Annotated in this window: 23 protein-coding genes; 5 read left to right on the top strand and 18 right to left on the bottom strand. The window is 60.7% G+C overall.

Translation table 11 applies throughout. The features are described 5' to 3' along the window. Positions 1–84: 84 nt before the first annotated feature. The 17 genes from WH265_RS21805 to WH265_RS21725 form a co-directional block, all read right to left on the bottom strand. Positions 85–1,080, bottom strand: a complete 996-nt coding sequence (locus WH265_RS21805) for a DNA-directed RNA polymerase subunit alpha (protein WP_021028320.1) — start codon at positions 1,078–1,080, stop codon at positions 85–87. A gap of 119 nt (positions 1,081–1,199) precedes the next feature. Further along, positions 1,200–1,823, bottom strand: a complete 624-nt coding sequence (rpsD, locus tag WH265_RS21800; RefSeq protein WP_021028319.1) for a 30S ribosomal protein S4 — start codon at positions 1,821–1,823, stop codon at positions 1,200–1,202. A gap of 82 nt (positions 1,824–1,905) precedes the next feature. Continuing rightward, entirely contained in the window at positions 1,906–2,307 is a 402-nt protein-coding gene (rpsK, locus tag WH265_RS21795) for a 30S ribosomal protein S11 (RefSeq protein ID WP_021028318.1), read from the bottom strand. A gap of 18 nt (positions 2,308–2,325) precedes the next feature. Continuing rightward, complete coding sequence (gene rpsM, locus WH265_RS21790; RefSeq protein WP_021028317.1) at positions 2,326–2,691, bottom strand: 30S ribosomal protein S13; 366 nt, start codon at positions 2,689–2,691, stop codon at positions 2,326–2,328. Positions 2,692–2,713: 22 nt separating this feature from the next. Then, a complete protein-coding gene (gene rpmJ / locus WH265_RS21785) occupies positions 2,714–2,827 on the bottom strand; it encodes a 50S ribosomal protein L36 (RefSeq protein ID WP_003050535.1) in 114 nt (37 codons plus the stop codon). A gap of 93 nt (positions 2,828–2,920) precedes the next feature. Next, complete coding sequence (gene secY, locus WH265_RS21780; protein ID WP_021028316.1) at positions 2,921–4,240, bottom strand: preprotein translocase subunit SecY; 1,320 nt, start codon at positions 4,238–4,240, stop codon at positions 2,921–2,923. A 21-nt stretch (positions 4,241–4,261) separates the two neighbouring features. After that, positions 4,262–4,693: a 50S ribosomal protein L15 gene (rplO, locus tag WH265_RS21775; RefSeq protein WP_027011218.1), complete on the bottom strand. Its 432-nt coding sequence runs from the start codon at positions 4,691–4,693 to the stop codon at positions 4,262–4,264. Positions 4,694–4,704: 11 nt separating this feature from the next. After that, positions 4,705–4,887: a 50S ribosomal protein L30 gene (rpmD, locus tag WH265_RS21770; RefSeq protein ID WP_021028314.1), complete on the bottom strand. Its 183-nt coding sequence runs from the start codon at positions 4,885–4,887 to the stop codon at positions 4,705–4,707. Positions 4,888–4,898: 11 nt separating this feature from the next. After that, the gene (gene rpsE, locus WH265_RS21765; protein WP_027011217.1) at positions 4,899–5,417 is read right to left on the bottom strand and encodes a 30S ribosomal protein S5; all 519 of its coding nucleotides are present in this window, start codon (positions 5,415–5,417) and stop codon (positions 4,899–4,901) included. A 15-nt stretch (positions 5,418–5,432) separates the two neighbouring features. Beyond that, entirely contained in the window at positions 5,433–5,798 is a 366-nt protein-coding gene (gene rplR, locus WH265_RS21760; protein ID WP_021028312.1) for a 50S ribosomal protein L18, read from the bottom strand. Between the two features lie 11 nt (positions 5,799–5,809). Continuing rightward, positions 5,810–6,343 (bottom strand): 50S ribosomal protein L6, encoded by a 534-nt coding sequence (rplF, locus tag WH265_RS21755; protein ID WP_027011216.1) that lies wholly within the window; start codon positions 6,341–6,343, stop codon positions 5,810–5,812. A gap of 26 nt (positions 6,344–6,369) precedes the next feature. Further along, positions 6,370–6,765, bottom strand: coding sequence for a 30S ribosomal protein S8 (rpsH, locus tag WH265_RS21750; RefSeq protein WP_021028310.1), 396 nt, complete (start codon positions 6,763–6,765; stop codon positions 6,370–6,372). A gap of 18 nt (positions 6,766–6,783) precedes the next feature. Next, positions 6,784–7,089 (bottom strand): 30S ribosomal protein S14, encoded by a 306-nt coding sequence (gene rpsN, locus WH265_RS21745; RefSeq protein ID WP_021028309.1) that lies wholly within the window; start codon positions 7,087–7,089, stop codon positions 6,784–6,786. Between the two features lie 8 nt (positions 7,090–7,097). Then, on the bottom strand, positions 7,098–7,646 hold the full coding sequence (gene rplE, locus WH265_RS21740) for a 50S ribosomal protein L5 (RefSeq protein ID WP_021028308.1): 549 nt from the start codon (positions 7,644–7,646) through the stop codon (positions 7,098–7,100). Positions 7,647–7,656: 10 nt separating this feature from the next. After that, a complete protein-coding gene (gene rplX / locus WH265_RS21735) occupies positions 7,657–7,974 on the bottom strand; it encodes a 50S ribosomal protein L24 (protein ID WP_021028307.1) in 318 nt (105 codons plus the stop codon). A gap of 12 nt (positions 7,975–7,986) precedes the next feature. Next, positions 7,987–8,355, bottom strand: coding sequence for a 50S ribosomal protein L14 (gene rplN, locus WH265_RS21730; RefSeq protein WP_003050500.1), 369 nt, complete (start codon positions 8,353–8,355; stop codon positions 7,987–7,989). Positions 8,356–8,581: 226 nt separating this feature from the next. After that, the gene (locus WH265_RS21725; protein ID WP_312986262.1) at positions 8,582–10,180 is read right to left on the bottom strand and encodes a glycerol-3-phosphate dehydrogenase/oxidase; all 1,599 of its coding nucleotides are present in this window, start codon (positions 10,178–10,180) and stop codon (positions 8,582–8,584) included. Positions 10,181–10,528: 348 nt separating this feature from the next. Here WH265_RS21725 and WH265_RS21720 point away from each other — a divergent pair, with 348 nt between their 5' ends. Continuing rightward, a complete protein-coding gene (locus WH265_RS21720) occupies positions 10,529–11,302 on the top strand; it encodes a DeoR/GlpR family DNA-binding transcription regulator (RefSeq protein ID WP_021028305.1) in 774 nt (257 codons plus the stop codon). Positions 11,303–11,369: 67 nt separating this feature from the next. Next, on the top strand, positions 11,370–12,863 hold the full coding sequence (glpK, locus tag WH265_RS21715) for a glycerol kinase GlpK (protein ID WP_339559634.1): 1,494 nt from the start codon (positions 11,370–11,372) through the stop codon (positions 12,861–12,863). Between the two features lie 69 nt (positions 12,864–12,932). On the opposite strand, the gene aqpZ is transcribed toward glpK, so the two are convergent. After that, on the bottom strand, positions 12,933–13,634 hold the full coding sequence (gene aqpZ, locus WH265_RS21710) for an aquaporin Z (protein ID WP_339559633.1): 702 nt from the start codon (positions 13,632–13,634) through the stop codon (positions 12,933–12,935). Positions 13,635–13,780: 146 nt separating this feature from the next. Between aqpZ and WH265_RS21705 the strand changes: the two genes are divergently transcribed. From WH265_RS21705 to WH265_RS21695, 3 genes are all read left to right on the top strand, one after another. Then, entirely contained in the window at positions 13,781–15,055 is a 1,275-nt protein-coding gene (locus WH265_RS21705) for an esterase-like activity of phytase family protein (RefSeq protein WP_339559632.1), read from the top strand. Positions 15,056–15,192: 137 nt separating this feature from the next. Next, complete coding sequence (gene proC / locus WH265_RS21700) at positions 15,193–16,026, top strand: pyrroline-5-carboxylate reductase (protein ID WP_339559631.1); 834 nt, start codon at positions 15,193–15,195, stop codon at positions 16,024–16,026. Between the two features lie 196 nt (positions 16,027–16,222). Next, a complete protein-coding gene (locus tag WH265_RS21695; protein ID WP_021028302.1) occupies positions 16,223–17,503 on the top strand; it encodes an aspartate carbamoyltransferase in 1,281 nt (426 codons plus the stop codon). Positions 17,504–17,630: the final 127 nt, after the last annotated feature.

Below are 17,630 nucleotides of genomic sequence, written 5' to 3'. Positions count from 1 at the left end.
GATTCAATCAAACAGCCGTATCAGGTACTGTTCGACGCACTACGATTGAGCTCCCCCACCATTGGGAGAGCTCTCCATTATAACTTAACGCTTTTCCAAACCAGCTGGTGGCCAGTTTTCAAGCTTCATACCCAGGGTCAGACCACGGGAAGCCAACACTTCCTTGATCTCGTTGAGCGACTTGCGACCCAGATTCGGGGTCTTGAGCAACTCATTTTCGGTGCGCTGGATCAGGTCACCGATGTAGTAGATGTTCTCGGCCTTCAAGCAGTTGGCGGAACGCACGGTCAGCTCCAGCTCGTCCACAGGACGCAGCAGGATCGGATCGAACGTGGCGTTGTTGCGCGCCTGGCCACCTGGCTGGTCGAACACATCCAATGCGCCGCCTTCGAGCTGCGCAAACACGGCGAGCTGTTCCACCAGGATCTTGGCCGACGAGCGCACTGCATCTTCTGCAGCGATGGCGCCGTTGGTTTCGATCTCGAGAACCAGCTTGTCCAGATCGGTACGCTGCTCCACACGGGCGGATTCGACCGTGTAGCTGACGCGCTTGATCGGCGAGAACGATGCGTCCAGCACAATGCGGCCGATCGACTTGGTCGACTCGTCACCGTAGCGGCGCACGTTACCGGGCACATAGCCACGGCCTTTTTCCACCTTGATCTGCATGTCCAGCTTGCCGCCTTGCGACAGGTTGGCGATGACATGATCAGGGTTGATGATTTCTACATCGTGAGGCGTCTGAATGTCAGCAGCCGTCACCACGCCTTCGCCATCCTTGCGCAGGCTCAGCGTCACTTCGTCACGGTTGTGGAGCTTGAACACCACGCCCTTGAGGTTCAGCAAGATGTTGACCACATCTTCCTGGACACCGTCGATAGACGAGTACTCGTGCAGCACACCTGCAATGGTCACTTCCGTCGCTGCATAACCCACCATCGAGGACAGCAGAACACGACGCAGCGCATTGCCCAGCGTGTGCCCGTAGCCGCGTTCAAACGGCTCCAGCTCTACCTTGGCGCGATTGTGGCCCAGCTGTTCTACGTTAATTGTCTTGGGTTTCAGCAAATTGGTCTGCATGCAAACTTCCTCTCAATACCCCCGGCTCGTTACACCGGTAAGGCTGGTGAAGCACCAGAACCGCGATGCCTCGCGGTTCTGGGACGGATACACTTTCGCAGTCGAAAACGACCGTGAAATTAACGAGAATACAATTCGACGATCAGCGATTCGTTGATGTCAGCACCGAATTCATCGCGGTCTGGAGACTTCTTGAAGACGCCTTCAGCCTTGTCAGCCGACACGTCCACCCAAGCGGGGAAGCCCACTTGACCGGCCAGTTGCAGCGACTCAACGATACGGGCTTGCTTCTTCGACTTTTCGCGCACAGCCACCACGTCGCCTTCCTTCACGGAGTAGGAAGGAATGTTGACCGATTGACCGTTCACGGTGATGGCCTTGTGGGACACCAGCTGACGCGCTTCGGAGCGGGTCGAGCCAAAGCCCATGCGGTACACCACGTTGTCCAGACGGCTTTCCAGCAGGCTCAGCAGGTTCGCGCCGGTGTTGCCACGGCGACGATCAGCTTCAGCGAAGTAACGGCGGAATTGCTTCTCCAGCACACCGTAGGTGCGCTTGACCTTTTGCTTTTCACGCAGTTGCAGACCGTAGTCCGAGGTACGCGTGCCGGAGGTACGGCCGTGTTGACCTGGCTTGGTGTCCAGCTTGACCTTGTCCGCGATCGAGCGACGTGCGCTCTTCAGGAACAGGTCTACGCCTTCGCGGCGGGAAAGTTTGCCCTTAGGGCCAATAAAACGTGCCACTTGAATATCCTTTTTTCAGCTACCGCATAAATGCGGGAGCCGCCAGTGCACCATGCACTGGCGGCGGTGGGCTTATGGTGAGTTAGATACGACGACGCTTTTGAGGGCGGCAGCCGTTGTGCGGGACTGGCGTCACGTCGGAGATCGACGTGATGCGGATGCCCAGTGCACCCAGAGCACGCACCGAAGACTCGCGACCTGGGCCTGGGCCCTTGATCTCGACGTCCAGGTTCTTGATGCCCTGTTCCATGGCAGCACGGCCGGCCACTTCGGAAGCAACCTGGGCTGCGAAAGGCGTCGACTTACGCGAGCCCTTGAAACCCTGGCCACCCGACGAAGCCCAAGACAACGAGTTGCCTTGGCGGTCGGTGATCGTGATGATGGTGTTGTTGAACGAAGCGTGAACGTGTGCAATGCCGTCAGAAATGTTCTTGCGAACTTTCTTACGTACACGTGCAGCTGCGTTGTTCTGAGACTTAGCCATTGTGTACCTTCAATCTCTTTATTTCTTCAAAGCCGCTGCGCCTTTGCGCGGACCCTTGCGGGTACGGGCATTGGTGCGGGTACGCTGACCACGCATGGGCAGACCACGACGATGACGGAAACCGCGGTAGCAGCCGATGTCCATCAAACGCTTGATGTTCATCGTGGTTTCACGGCGCAGGTCACCTTCCAGGGTCAGGTGAGCGATTGCGTCGCGGATCTTTTCCAGATCAGCGTCCGTGAAGTCCTTGACTTTCTTGGCGTAGTCGATACCAGCGGCTTCGCAGATCTTGCGAGCGGTGGTGCGACCGATGCCATAGATAGCGGTCAGGCCGATCTCCGCATGCTTGTGCGGAGGGATGTTAATACCAGCAATACGTGCCATTTGTGTCCTCTAATACTTTAGATTAACCTTGGCGCTGCTTATGGCGCTGGTCGGTGCAGATCACGCGTACGACACCCTTGCGACGGATGATCTTGCAGTTACGGCAAATCTTCTTTACCGAAGCTGAAACTCTCATTTCATTCTCCTAAAACTTCCATCCGCTCCAGTCTGTGACGGCATTTCAAATATTTAGCCCGAACAGACTGGAGGGCACACTTTCCTGTCGATCTCAGTTTTTGGCTGAGGCCTTGAAGTTCGCCTTCTTCAGAAGCGACTCATACTGCTGAGACATCATGTAGTTCTGGACCTGGGACATGAAGTCCATGGTCACCACCACGATGATCAACAAGGAAGTGCCACCGAAATAGAACGGAACGTTGTACTTCAGGATCAAGAACTCTGGCAGCAGACACACGAAGGTGATGTAAACAGCACCCGCAAGCGTCAAACGCACCAAAATCTTATCAATATAACGTGCTGTCTGATCCCCTGGTCGAATCCCGGGAATAAAGGCACCACTCTTCTTCAGGTTATCGGCCGTTTCGCGGCTGTTGAAAACCAAGGCCGTATAGAAGAAGCAGAAAAAGATGATCGCTGCGGCATAGAACATCACATAGATGGGCTGACCAGGAGTCAGCGTGCTAGCAATGTCCTTGAGCCAACGCATCGATTCGCCAGCGCTGAACCAGTTCACAACAGTGGCAGGCAGCAAGATGATCGACGAAGCGAAGATGGGAGGAATCACACCAGCCATGTTCAGCTTCAGTGGCAAGTGCGAAGACTGACCACCATACACCTTGTTTCCAACCTGACGGCGCGCGTAGTTCACCAGGATCTTGCGCTGTCCACGCTCGACAAACACGACGAAGTACGTCACGGCTGCCACTACGAGAACGATGAAGATCGCGGCAATGATGCTCATCGCACCAGTACGCACCAATTCGAGCAATCCACCGATGGAGCTGGGCAGACCCGCAGCAATACCGGCGAAAATCAGGATCGAGATCCCGTTGCCCAAACCACGCTCGGTGATCTGTTCACCCAGCCACATCAGGAACATCGTACCAGCGGTCAAGCTGACCACAGCGGTAAGACGGAACCCGAAACCAGGGCTGAGGACCAAACCGGCAGTGCCTTCCAGTGCCACGGCAATGCCGAGCGACTGGAACAGCGCAAGCGCCAATGCACCGTAACGGGTGTACTGGGTAATCTTGCGACGGCCGGCTTCGCCTTCCTTCTTCATCTGTTCGAATGTCGGGACGACGTAGGTCATCAATTGCATGATGATCGATGCCGAGATGTACGGCATGATCCCCAGTGCAAACACGGTGAAGCGCGAGAGCGCTCCGCCCGAGAACATGTTGAACAGGTTGAGAATGCCACCCTGTTGGCTATTGAACAGCTGCTGCAACTGGTTGGGATCGATACCAGGCACCGGAATGTGAGCTCCGATGCGGTAGACGATCAGCGCCAGCAACAGAAAAACCAAACGACGACGCAGATCGCCGTATTTACCGGTCTTTGCAATAGTTGCGGTGTTCGTAGCCACTGATGAATCTTTCAGAAAGTGTTAGGCGACGCTACCGCCAGCAGCTTCGATCGCAGCCTTGGCACCAGCGGTGGCGCCAATGCCGTTCAGCTTGACAGCCTTGGACAGAGCACCGGTGTTGATCACCTTGACGACCTTGGCGCGTTGGCCAACCAGACCGGCTTGCTTGAGCACTGCCAGATCCACATCCGCAGCACCCAGCAGCTCGAGAGCAGCCAGGGAGACTTCGGCGTTGAACTTCAACGTGGTGGACTTGAAACCGCGCTTGGGCAGGCGACGCTGCAAAGGCATTTGACCGCCTTCGAAGCCTACCTTGTGGTAGCCACCCGAACGCGACTTTTGACCCTTGTGACCACGGCCGGCGGTCTTACCCAGACCCGAACCGATACCGCGACCCACGCGACGCTTGGCGTGCTTGGCACCTGCTGCAGGCTTGATGCTATTGAGTTCCATCATCAATCCTTTCAGAGAACCTTCACCAGGTAGGCGATCTTGTTAATCATACCGCGCACTTCGGGGGTGTCCTTCAGTTCGCTGATGCTGTTCAGCTTGCGCAGACCCAGACCACGCACGGTGGCGCGGTGGTCTTCTTTGGTACCAATCGGGCTACGCACCAGTTGGACCTTCACAGTTTGTTGCGTTGTCATAGTGACTCCGATCAGACGAACAGGTCTTCAACCGACTTGCCACGCTTTGCAGCCACTTCCGCAGGGGTCGTGGAGTTGTTCAAAGCGTCGAAAGTGGCGCGAACCATGTTGTAGGGATTCGACGAACCATGGCTCTTGGCCACGATATCGGTGATACCCAGAACTTCGAAGACGGCGCGCATGGGGCCGCCGGCGATGATACCGGTACCCTTGGGGGCAGGAGCCAACATCACGTTGGCAGCGCCATGGTGACCCATCACTTTGTGATGCAGGGTGCCGTTCTTCAACGAAACCTTGATCATGTTGCGACGGGCTTCTTCCATAGCCTTCTGCACGGCAGCAGGCACTTCCTTGGACTTGCCCTTGCCCATGCCAACGCGGCCGTCACCATCGCCAACCACGGTCAGTGCAGCGAAGCCGAGAATACGACCACCCTTCACAACCTTGGTGACGCGGTTGACCGCGATCATTTTTTCGCGCAAACCGTCGTCATTCGCCTGGTCTTGCACTTTGGGGGAAAATTTAGCCATTTCTATCCACTCCGCTTAGAACTGCAGGCCGGCTTCGCGGGCTGCATCAGCCAGAGCCTTGACGCGGCCGTGGTAGGCGAAACCTGCACGGTCGAATGCAACCTTCTCAACGCCAGCTGCCTTCGCCTTTTCAGCGATGCGCTTGCCGATGAGAGTAGCTGCGGCGGTGTTGCCACCCTTGCCAGCTGCGCCCAGGTTGCTGCGCACTTCGGCTTCTGCCGTAGATGCGGTTGCAATCACCTTGGTGCCGTCGCCGGAAATGATCGTGGCATAGATATGGAGGTTCGTACGGTTCACCGTCAAACGCGCAACGCCTTGGTTGGCAATGCGGATACGGGTTTGCAGGGAACGACGAAGACGCTGCTGTTTCTTGTTCAACATGATGCAGCTCCTTATTTCTTCTTAGTCTCTTTGATCGTGACCTTCTCATCCGCATAACGGATGCCCTTGCCCTTGTAAGGCTCGGGAGGACGAACGGCACGAATCTCAGCTGCCAGCTGACCAACGCGTTGGCGGTCAGCACCCTTGATCACCACTTCCGTAGGGGTAGGGGTGGCCACGGTGATGCCAGCAGGCATTTCAAAGTTGACTGGGTGGGAATAACCAACGCTCAGGTTCAGCTTGCTGCCAGAAGCAGCGGCCTTGTAACCCACGCCGACGAGAGACAGCTTCTTCTCGAAGCCCTTGCTCACACCAACCACCATGTTGTTCACCAGCTGACGCATGGTGCCGCTCATGGCATTGGCTTCACGGGAGTCATTCACCGGCTCGAAAGCCAGCTTACCGTCGTTGTTGGAAACCTTGACCAGGGCGTTAGGGGTCAGCAGCAGCGTGCCGCCTGCGCCCTTGACGCTGATTTGGTCTTCCTTGATGGAGACATCCACACCTTGGGGGATGCTCACAGGCATTTTTGCTACACGGGACATGTCAGTATTTCTCCTTCAATGCCGCGTTAAGCCACATAGCAAAGCACTTCACCGCCGACACCGGCAGCGCGCGCTTTACGATCGGTCATCACACCCTTAGGCGTGGTCACGATTGCAACACCCAGGCCGTTTTGGACTTGAGGAATTGCAGTGCAGCCCTTGTACACACGCAGGCCAGGACGGCTTACGCGCTCGATACGCTCGATCACTGGGCGACCGGCGTAGTACTTCAAGGTAATTGCGAGTTCAGACTTGCCATCTTCGGTCTTCACTTCGAAGCCATCGATGTAACCCTCGTCCTTCAAAACCTGTGCAATGGCAACCTTCACTTTGGAGGAAGGAACCAGCACGGTGGCTTTGGACACCATTTGTGCGTTACGGATACGGGTCAGCAAGTCAGCGATTGGATCACTCATGCTCATGTTTAATCTCCTGACTGCTTACCAGCTGGCCTTGGTCACGCCAGGGATGGCGCCGACGAATGCCAGTTCACGAATCTTGGCGCGGCCCAGACCGAATTGACGGAAAGTGCCACGGGGACGACCCGTGATTTCGCAACGTGCACGTTGACGAGTGGGGTTTGCATTGCGAGGCAGCTTTTGCAGGCCCAGACGGGCTGCATCACGCTCTTCGTCGGAACGCTTTGCGTCGCCGGCGATGGCCTTCAGTTCTGCATACTTGGCTGCGTACTTGGCAGCCAGCTTTTCACGCTTCAGTTCGCGTTGGATCAGTGCTTGTTTAGCCATGCATCACCTCAGTTCTTGAACGGGAAGCGGAAAGCCTGCAACAGTGCCTTGCACTCGTCGTCATTCTTCGCAGTCGTCGTAATGCTGATATTGAGACCACGCAGTGCGTCGACTTTGTCGTACTCAATTTCAGGGAAGATGATTTGTTCTTTGACGCCGATGTTGTAGTTGCCACGGCCATCAAAGGCGCGGCCAGAAATACCACGGAAGTCACGCACGCGGGGCAGAGCCACGGTGACGAAACGGTCCAGGAATTCATACATCTGAACGCCACGCAGGGTCACCATGCAGCCGATAGCTTGGCCTTCGCGGATCTTGAAACCAGCGATAGCCTTCTTGGCCTTGGTCACCACAGGCTTCTGACCAGCAATCTTGGTCAGGTCAGCCACGGCGTTGTCCATCACCTTCTTGTCGGAGACGGCTTCGCTCACACCCATGTTCAGGGTGATCTTCGTCAGGCGAGGCACTTCCATGGAGGAGGTGTAGCCGAACTTCTTCATCAGTTCGGGAGCGATTTGCTCACGGAATTGTTTTTGCAGTCGTGCAACGTTTGCCATGTCTTACTCCTTAGGCTGCGATTTCAGCGCCATTGGACTTGAACACGCGAACACGTGCGCCGTCGGCGTTCACCTTGATGCCCACGCGATCAGCCTTGCCGGTTGCCGCATTGAAGATAGCCACGTTGGATTGGTGGATAGGCATGGCCTTTTCCACGATACCGCCGTTGGTGCCCTTCATGGGGTTTGGCTTGACGTGCTTCTTCACCATGTTGATGCCTTCGATCACCAGGTGGGAGTCATCCGCACGCAGGGTCACGGTGCCACGCTTGCCCTTGTCACGGCCGGTCAGCACGATAACTTCGTCGCCCTTGCGAATCTTGTTCATAGTGCTATTCCTTTAGAGAACTTCGGGGGCCAGCGACACGATCTTCATGAACTTTTCGGTACGCAGTTCACGGGTCACGGGGCCAAAGATGCGGGTGCCGATAGGCTCCAGCTTGGCGTTGAGCAACACAGCGGCGTTGCCATCGAATTTGACGAGCGAACCGTCAGCACGGCGAATACCCTTTGCGGTACGCACCACCACTGCACTGTAGATCTCGCCTTTTTTGACGCGTCCACGTGGAGCAGCTTCTTTCACGCTCACCTTGATAATGTCACCAACGCTCGCATAGCGACGGTGCGAACCACCCAGCACTTTGATGCACTGGACAGACTTCGCGCCGGTATTGTCGGCAACCTCGAGTCGAGATTCTGTCTGGATCATTTCAATATTCCCAACTTGCACCAGCAGACCAGACAGCCCAATAAGAATTAATCCTCATGGACAGCCAAGCAGCCAGTCAGTCTTGGGCCCGTCGTCCACACCGCAACCATTTACGATGCTTCTCCTGGGCAGAAACCTCGCGCATTAAACGCGAAGCCCTCCATTGTGTCAGAGCTAGCACACCTCGTCAAGGGCGCGCACCCAAACCAGCGGTAAATTTGTATTTTTACGCCACTTTTTCGCCGGCGTACTGCTGCGCCAGCACCAGGAAGGCGGTCAGGGCCGTATCCGACCCCAATTCTTCCTGCAAGATCTCGGCCACGCGCGGGGCCAGCTTGGCGGCCAGGCGGGCATCCAAAAACAGCAGGCGGCTGCGGCGGGCAAGCACGTCTTCGACAGTGCGTGCATATTCATAGCGCGCAGCAAAACGCACCATGGCCTCGCTCAGGCCATTGGCCAGCCAGACATCGGCACCCGGCAGCGTGGCAACAAACTCGGCCTCGCTGCCATAGGAGTGCATACCTTGGGCCATGTGCATGCTGTGCTGGGCGCGGCCCGATGCGGGCGTGCCCACCAGCGGCAGCTTCACGGTCACGCCACCGGGCTTGCGCGGCAGGCGCTGGGCATCGAAGCAGGCGTTGAGCACGTCTTCTGCCATTGCGCGGTAGGTGGTCCACTTGCCACCGGTCACCGTCACCATGCCGGACTTGCTGGTCAGCACCGTGTGCTCGCGGCTGATGCCCTTGGTGTTTTCGCCATCGTCATCCTGCGGCTTGACCAGCGGGCGCAGGCCGGCCCACATGCTGCGCACATCGGCCATCGTGGGGGCGCGGCTGAGGTACTTGCCCGCCTCGCTCAAGATGAACTTCAGCTCTTCGTCAAAAGGCCGGGGTTCGCGCGCCAGGTCATGGCGCGGGGTGTCGGTCGTGCCCAGAATCACCTTGCCCAGCCATGGCACCGCAAACAGCACCCGGCCGTCGGCCGTCTTGGGCACCAGCAGGGCATGGTCCGAGGGCAGGAAATCGCGGTCCACCACCAGGTGCACGCCCTGGCTGGGCGCCACCATGGGCTTGACGGGCTTGCCCATCATCTCGGCATCCTGCTGGCGCAGGTGGTCCACCCAGGGCCCCGTGGCGTTGACCACGCAGCGCGCACGCACCGTGTAGCGCTGGCCGGACTCGGCATCCTTGCAGACCACGCCAGCGACCCGGCCCTCTTCCTGGATCAGCTCCATCACCGGGCAGTAGTTGACCAGCAAGGCGCCCTTGGCTGCGGCCGTGCGGGCCAGCGCGATGGCCAGGCGGGCATCATCGAACTGGCCGTCCCAGTATTTGACGCCGCCCTTCAAACCCTTGTCCTGCACCGTGGGCAGCAGGCGGCGCGTGGCGCCGGCCGACAGAAACTGCGTGGATCCCAGGCCCGCCTTGCCCGCCAGCGCGTCGTACATCTTGAGGCCAATGCCATAGAACGGCGTGTCCAGCATCTTGTAGGACGGCATCACAAAGGCCAGCGGCTGGGCGATATGCGGCGCGTTGTTCAGCAAGGTCGTGCGCTCATGCAAGGCCTCGCGCACCAGCGAGATATTGCCCTGCGCCAGGTAGCGCACACCGCCATGCACCAGCTTGGTGGCGCGCGACGAGGTGCCCTTGGCAAAGTCCATCGCTTCAAGCAGCGCCACCTTGAAACCGCGCGCGGCCGCATCAAGCGCCACCCCCAGCCCCGTGGCCCCGCCCCCCACCACCACCAGGTCAAATACCGGCGTGGCGCCCAGGCGGGCCAGCAAATCAGTACGGTGAACAGACAGCGGAGCAGCAGCAGTGGACATGCGAAATAGAAAAGAAGGTCTGAGGGTTGCGGCGCGCCAGGTCTGGCCAGGAACGCCGCAAAGTGCCAAAGCCTGGAAGCGAGATTCGCTTTTGCGCTTTTGTCTCTAAATTTTATTCGTTTTTGATCTTTTTTGTTCGTTATTGGCAAATTTGCTGTGGGCGAACCCCAAGATCTCAGCGGCGCAGCATGCCAGCCTGGCATGCCAATCTGATGACAAAACCAGCCGCCAGCCATGGGCTGCTGCGGTGGCTGCGCCCGGGGGCGGGCGGCAGGCACCCCGCCGAACTGTTGCGTTTTGCACTATATTGGCGGGAGTTTTCGTTTTTATTCGTTTCAGACCCACGCCATGACGGAGCTCTACAACAGCAACCCTCGCCAACTGCTGCTCTTGCAAGAGGTGCAGCGCCGCAGCTCGGCCACCGTCGAAGAGCTGGCCGCCTTTCTGGGCGTGACCCTGCAGACCGTGCGCCGCGATGTGCAGCGGCTGTCCGAAGCCGGGGTGCTCACGCGCTTTCATGGCGGCGTGCGCGTGCCCAACTCCACCACAGAAAATCTCGCCCACCAGCAGCGCGAAGCCCTCAATGCCGACGGCAAGACCCGCATCGCCCAGGCCGTGGCTGCCCAGGTGCCGCACAACTGCTCGCTGATCCTGAACATCGGCACCACGACCGAGGCGATTGCCCGCGCGCTGATGCAGCACCGGGGGCTGCGCATCATCACCAACAACCTCAATGTGGCAGCGACCTTGAGCAGCAATGCCGATTGTGAAGTGATCGTCGCTGGCGGCGTGGTGCGCGGCCGCGACCGGGGCATCATCGGCGAGGCTGCGGTGGACTTCATCCGCCAGTTCCGCGTGGACATTGCGCTCATCGGTATTTCCGGCATTGAATCGGACGGCAGCCTGCGCGACTATGACTTCCGCGAAGTGAAAGTGGCCCAGACCATCATGGACCAGGCACGCGAGGTCTGGATGGCGGCCGACCACAGCAAGTTTGGCCGCCCGGCGATGGTCGAGGTGGGCCCGCTCTCGCGCATCGACCGGCTGTTTACCGATGCCCCGCCGCCCGATCCTTTCCCCCGGCTGCTGCAGGAAGCCCATGTGCGCTGCACCGTCGCCTGACGGTGGGGCACCGCCCCCGGCCCCTTTGTTGACTTGATTGAATACCGGCTCAGACCGGCCTTGAGACATGACCTATCTGCTCGCTCTGGACCAGGGCACCTCCAGCTCCCGCACCATCGTGTTTGACCGCCAGGGCGCCATCGTGGCCCAGGCGCAGCGCGAGCTACCGCAAATCTACCCCCGCCCCGGCCATGTGGAGCACGACCCGATGCAGATCTGGGGCACGCAGCTGGCCACCGCGCAAGAAGCGCTGAAGGCCGCCGGCATCAGCGCCAGCCAGGTCACCAGCCTGGGCATCACCAACCAGCGCGAGACCACCATCGTCTGGAACCGCAAGACCGGCCAGCCCATCCACAATGCGCTGGTCTGGCAGGACCGCCGCGCCGAGCCCGTCTGCGCCCAGCTGCGCGCCGATGGCCATGCCGCGCTGATCCAGGAAAAAACCGGCCTGCTGGTCGATGCCTATTTCTCGGGCACCAAGCTGCAGTGGCTGCTCGACCATGTGCCCGGCGCGCGCGCCGCTGCCGAGCGCGGCGAGCTGGCCTTTGGTACGGTCGACACCTGGCTGGTCTGGCAGCTGACCCAGGGCCAGCGCCATGTCACCGATGTCAGCAACGCCAGCCGCACCATGCTGTTCAACGTGCACAGCAATACCTGGGACCAGGAACTGCTGGACCTCTTGCACATCCCGCGCTCGCTGATGCCCGAGGTGCAGCCCTCGGCCAGCCATTTTGGCGATACCGCCGCGCAGGTACTGGGCGCGGCCATCCACATTGGCGGCATGGCCGGCGACCAGCAAAGCGCGCTGTTTGGCCAGGCCTGTTTTGCGCCGGGCATGGCCAAGAACACCTATGGCACCGGCTGCTTCATGCTGATGCACACCGGAGCGCAGTTCCACCCCTCGCGCAATGGCCTGCTGACCACCAGCGCCGCGCAGACCGACACCACCCCGCAGTTTGCACTCGAAGGCAGCGTCTTTGTCGGCGGCGCCGTCGTGCAGTGGCTGCGCGATGGCCTGCGCGCCATTGAGCACAGCGGCCAGGTGCAGCAGCTGGCCGAGAGCGTGCCCGACAGCGGTGGCGTGATGATGGTGCCCGCCTTTACCGGCCTGGGCGCGCCCTACTGGGACGCCGATGCCCGAGGCACCATCACCGGCCTGACCCGTGGCACGACGGTGGCCCATATTGCGCGGGCTGCGCTGGAATCCATTGCCTACCAAAGCGCCGCGCTGCTGCAGGCCATGAGCCTCGATGCCGTCGCCAACGGCGGCCAGCCGGTGACGGAATTGCGTGTGGATGGCGGCGCCAGCGTCAACAACCTGCTGATGCAGTTCCAGGCCGATCTGCTGGGCATTCCGGTGGTGCGCCCGGCCTGCGTGGAGACCACTGCGCTGGGCGCCGCCTACCTGGCGGGCCTGACCACGGGCATCTACCAAAACAGCGAAGAGCTGTCGGCGCTATGGAAGGCCGAGCGCCGCTTTATGCCCACGCAGGACAAGGCGCGCGCCGATGCGCTGATGGCACGCTGGGAACAGGCGGTGCGCCAGACCACGGCGCGCTAAACGGCTTTTCCCAAAACGACAACAGGGGCCGCAGCCCCTGTTGTTGTCTATGCCTTCAATGGGATCCGCTTATTCCTCGTCGCCACGCAGCAAGGCGCGGTGGATCAGCGCACCGATCACGGCACCCACAATCGGCGCCAGCCAGAACAGCCACAGCTGCTCCAACGCGATGGCGGGGCCAAACAGCGCAGGACCGGTGCTGCGTGCAGGATTCACCGAGGTATTGGTCACGGGGATCGAGATCAGGTGGATCAAGGTCAGGCACAGGCCAATGCTCATGCCGGCAAAGCCCACGGCCGCCTTCTTCGTGGTCGAGCCCAGGATCACCAGCAGGAACACCGCCGTCAGCACCACCTCGGTCAGCAGCGCGGCCAGCATCGAGAACTTGCCTGGCGAGTGTTCACCAAAGCCATTGGTGGCCAGATCGGTGACCTGCGCGCCTGCCTTGCCGCTGGCAATCAGGTACAGCAGGCCGGCCGCCACGATCGCACCCAGCACCTGGGCAATGATATAGCCCGGCAGGTCCGAAGCCTTGAAACGCCCGGCCACCGTCAAGCCGACCGAGACGGCCGGGTTGAAATGGCCGCCCGAGATCGGGCCAAAGGCATAGGCGCCGGTCAGCACCGTCAGGCCAAAGGCCAGCGACACGCCCAAAAGGCCAATACCCAGCTCAGGAAAAGCAGCGGCCAGCACCGCGCTGCCGCAGCCGCCAAAGGTCAGCCAGAACGTACCCAGGCATTCTGCCGACCATTTTTGCAGGTTGGATGTCATTTCTCTTACCCCTTCATCAGTCAGACCCGCGGCATGCAACGCACACACAGGCGAGCCCTAGTAGCCGAGATGATAAGGAGCGAGTCGCGTTTGAAAATGTCAACAATTGCCGGTGCAACAAGCGCGCTACACTTGCTGAAAATGCTATGAAAATCAATATTCAAATACATTATTCGTTCGGTCTATTCAACGCGCTGTCGCTCTCTGTTGTGCTGCTGCTTTTGACTGGCTGCAAGACCTCTCCCGAGCCCGCCCAGGCCCCCATCTCTCCATCCCCCAACACCCCAGGTGCCGTCGCCTGCCATGCCCCGGGCAGCCCCGCCTTGCAGCTGCTGGGCGAGCAGCGTTGGCCACTGGACACCCACTGGGCCGGTGTGCCCATCGGCGGGCTCTCGTCGATCGATTACAACCCTGCCGATGACAGCTACTACCTGGTAAGCGACGACCGCTCGGCCAAGGACAGCGCCCGCTGGTACCAGGCCCGTATCCGCTACAACACCAGCGGCCTGCAGCAGGTCAGCATCACCGGCCAGCAGTACCTGCAGACACCGGCAGGCAGGCCCTACCCCAGCAGCCGGACGGCGGCAGCGGACACGGCCGTGCCTGACCCCGAAGCGCTGCGGCTGCTGCCCGGCGGGCGCAGCGTGGTCTGGAGCAGCGAAGGCGACTTTGCACGCGGCTTTGGCCCCTCGCTGCAGCAGGCCGGGCTCGATGGCAGATGGCAAAAAACCTGGCCGCTGCCCGCGCTGCTGCAAGGCCCGCTGCAGCCCGAAACCGGCCGGGGCCCACGCAACAACATGACCCTGGAGGGCATCGCAATCAGCGACGACCAGCGCAGCCTTTGGCTATCGATGGAAGGCGCCTTGCGCCAGGACGGCCCGCTGCCGCGCCGGGGCCAGACTGGCGGGCCGCTGCGCATCACCCAGTACGACCTGGCCAGCCAGCAGCCTGTGCGCCAGATCGCCTATATCCCCGACGCGCTGCCCAAGGACAACCTGCTGCTGCCGCTCATTGCGATCAATGGCGTGAGCGAAATCCTGGCCGATGGGCCCGACCACCTGTTGGTGCTCGAGCGCGCCTATGTGCTGGGCGCCGGTTTTTCTGCACGCCTCTACCGCATCAACACCCAGGAGGCCAGCGACACCTTGGCCATCGATGCGCTGCAGGACGCGGCATACACCCCCGCCCACAAGGAGTTGCTGCTGGATTTTGCGCAGCTGGGCCTGCGCACCGTGGACAACCTCGAAGGCATGACCTGGGGCCCGCGCCTGGCCAGCGGCGAGCGCGTGCTGCTGCTGGTCAGCGACAACAACTTCAACCCAGCCCAAGTCACGCAGTTTCTGGCGCTGGTCGAGACACCGGTCTGCGCCAGCGCATCGGGCAACACATCCGGCCAGGCCGAGCAATCGCATCGCAATTGAAATTGATAGCAAAACCTGTGCGCCCCGCATGGCTTGCCGCGCCAGCGGTTTGAGCTTTGCGCGGGCCGCCGCTATAGTGGCAGCCACAGCAGCACGCGCTGGTTTTTGCCCCTCTCTCTTTGTTTGCACCTGCCGCCATGTCCACTACCGATCTGTCCCAATTTCCCGCCATCGCCTTCATCGGCGGCGGCAACATGGCCAGCGCCATCATCGGCGGCCTGATCCGCCAGGGCCTGCCCCAAGACCGCATCCAGGTCGTCGAGCCCTACGAGCCCCAGCGCCAAGTGCTGCAGCAGCAATTTGGCATCACCGCGCTGCCCGCCGCTGACAGCAGCCTGGCGCAGGCGCAGGTCATTGTCTGGGCCGTCAAGCCGCAAACCTTTGCCCAGGCCGCTGCCGCCGTGGCCGACCACAGCCGCCATGCGCTGCACCTGAGCGTGGCCGCCGGCATCCGCAGCGACAGCATTGCCCAGTGGCTGGGCAATGACCAGATCGTGCGCGCCATGCCCAACACCCCGGCGTTGGTGGGCCAGGGCATGACGGGGCTGTTTGCGCGCCCGCAGGTGAGCGCTGCCCAGCAGCAGCTGGCCGAGCAGATCATCACCACCACCGGCCAGCTGGTCTGGGTGCAGCAGGAGTCGCAGCTCGACGCCGTCACCGCGCTCTCGGGCTCGGGCCCTGCTTATGTGTTCTATTTCCTCGAGGCCATGCAGCAAGCCGGCGTGGAGATGGGCCTGCCCGCCGAGCAGGCGCTGCAGCTGGCCATCGGCACCTTCAGCGGCGCATCGGCCCTGGCCGCGCAGTCGGGCGAAGCCCCTTCGGTGCTGCGTGAGCGCGTTACCAGCAAGGGCGGCACCACCTTTGCTGCGCTGGAGCACATGCGGGCTGCCGATATCGCCGCCCACTTCATCGGCGCCATGCATGCCGCCGAGCGCCGCGCCAAGGCGCTGGGCGACGAGTTCGGCGGTTAAAACGCCGCAGCCAGCGCGCCGCCCCGGGTGAAGGCGGCGCGCCCTGGCATTGCGGCCTGGGGCCTGGCCCCCCGGGCCTGCAAGGGCCACCGTGCCATCTGCGACAAATTAAAAACGCATTGCGTATATTTCACACAGAAGTCAAACGCAAAGCGTATAATTCAGCCGCATTCACACCTTTGCACGGAGCCAGGTCATGGACAGCCAACAGGATTTTCTTCGCGACGCAATGCGCCGTTTGAACTTGACGCGCGACGCTTTTGCCGAGCGCCTGGGCGTGCGCCGCCGCACCTTGGACACCTGGCTGCTGCCCGAGGCCTCGGGCGAAGCCCGCGCCATGCCCGACATGGCACAGAAGTTTGTCTCCGAGATCCTGTTCCGCGAAGCCGAGGGCCATGACGCCCAGAAGCACCACCGCCCGCTGGCCGAGCGCATGTCGGCCGATGGCCGGCCGCAGCTGCTGTCGGTGGCCCAGCTCGAGCGCGAAAGCCTGGAAGAATTGTTCCGCATCGCCGATGTGATGCAGCCCATTGCCCGCCGCCACAAGGTCTGCCGTGTGCTCGAAGGCGCCGTCATGGGCAGCCTGTTCTTTGAGGCCAGCACCCGCACCCGCGTGAGCTTTGGCGCCGCCTTCAGCCGCCTGGGCGGCTCGGTCTGCGACACCACCGGCTTTACCTTCTCGTCGATGGCCAAGGGCGAATCGATCTATGACACCAGCCGCGTGATGGCCGGCTATGTCGATGCGCTGGTCATTCGCCACCCCGAGCAAGGCTCGGTCGCCGAGTTTGCACGTGCGACCAACATCCCCGTCATCAACGCCGGCGACGGCCCCGGCGAGCACCCCAGCCAGGCGATTTTGGACATGTACACCATCCAGCGCGAGTTCTCGCGCCTGGGCAAGCTGATGGACGGCGCCCATATCGCGATGGTGGGCGATCTGAAGTACGGCCGCACGGTGCATTCGCTGATCCGCCTGCTGTCGCTCTACAAGGGCATGAAGTTCACCCTGATCTCGCCCAGCTCGCTGGAGATGCCCGCCTACCTGATCGAGCTGGCCTCGACCAATGGCCATGTGGTGGAGGTCTCGACCTCGCTGCAAGACCTCAAGGGCGCCGACGTGGTCTACGCCACGCGCATCCAGAAGGAGCGCTTTGCCGGTGAGAACATCGAGGGCTACACGCCCGAGTTCCAGGTGCAGAAATCGCTGGTCGATGCGGTCTGCAAACCGGACACCATCATCATGCACCCGCTGCCGCGCGATGCCCGCGCCGGTGCCAACGATCTGTCCACCGATTTGAACCTGGATCCGCGCCTGGCGATCTTCCGCCAGACCGACAATGGCATCCCTGTGCGCATGGCTTTGTTTGCCGTTTTGATGGGCGTCGAGAGCCAGATTGCCCGTAATTTGCGCGATGTCACCTGGCGTTCTCCGGCTTTTGTAGGCCCGGATGATGCAGTGTTTGATACTTTGGATTAAACTCTGCCTTACACAACACCATGATTTGAGACATTTTTTCGAAGCCTCCACGACCTGCTTCGAAAAAATTAACGTTTTTTTCCTGCGACTCCAGTGTTAGCGGCCATCTATCGATGGCCGCTTTTTT

The organism is Comamonas sp. MYb396 (assembly GCF_037479555.1).
Classification (GTDB): Bacteria; Pseudomonadota; Gammaproteobacteria; order Burkholderiales; family Burkholderiaceae_C; genus Comamonas.
This window is presented reverse-complemented; position numbering and strand designations above follow the sequence as displayed.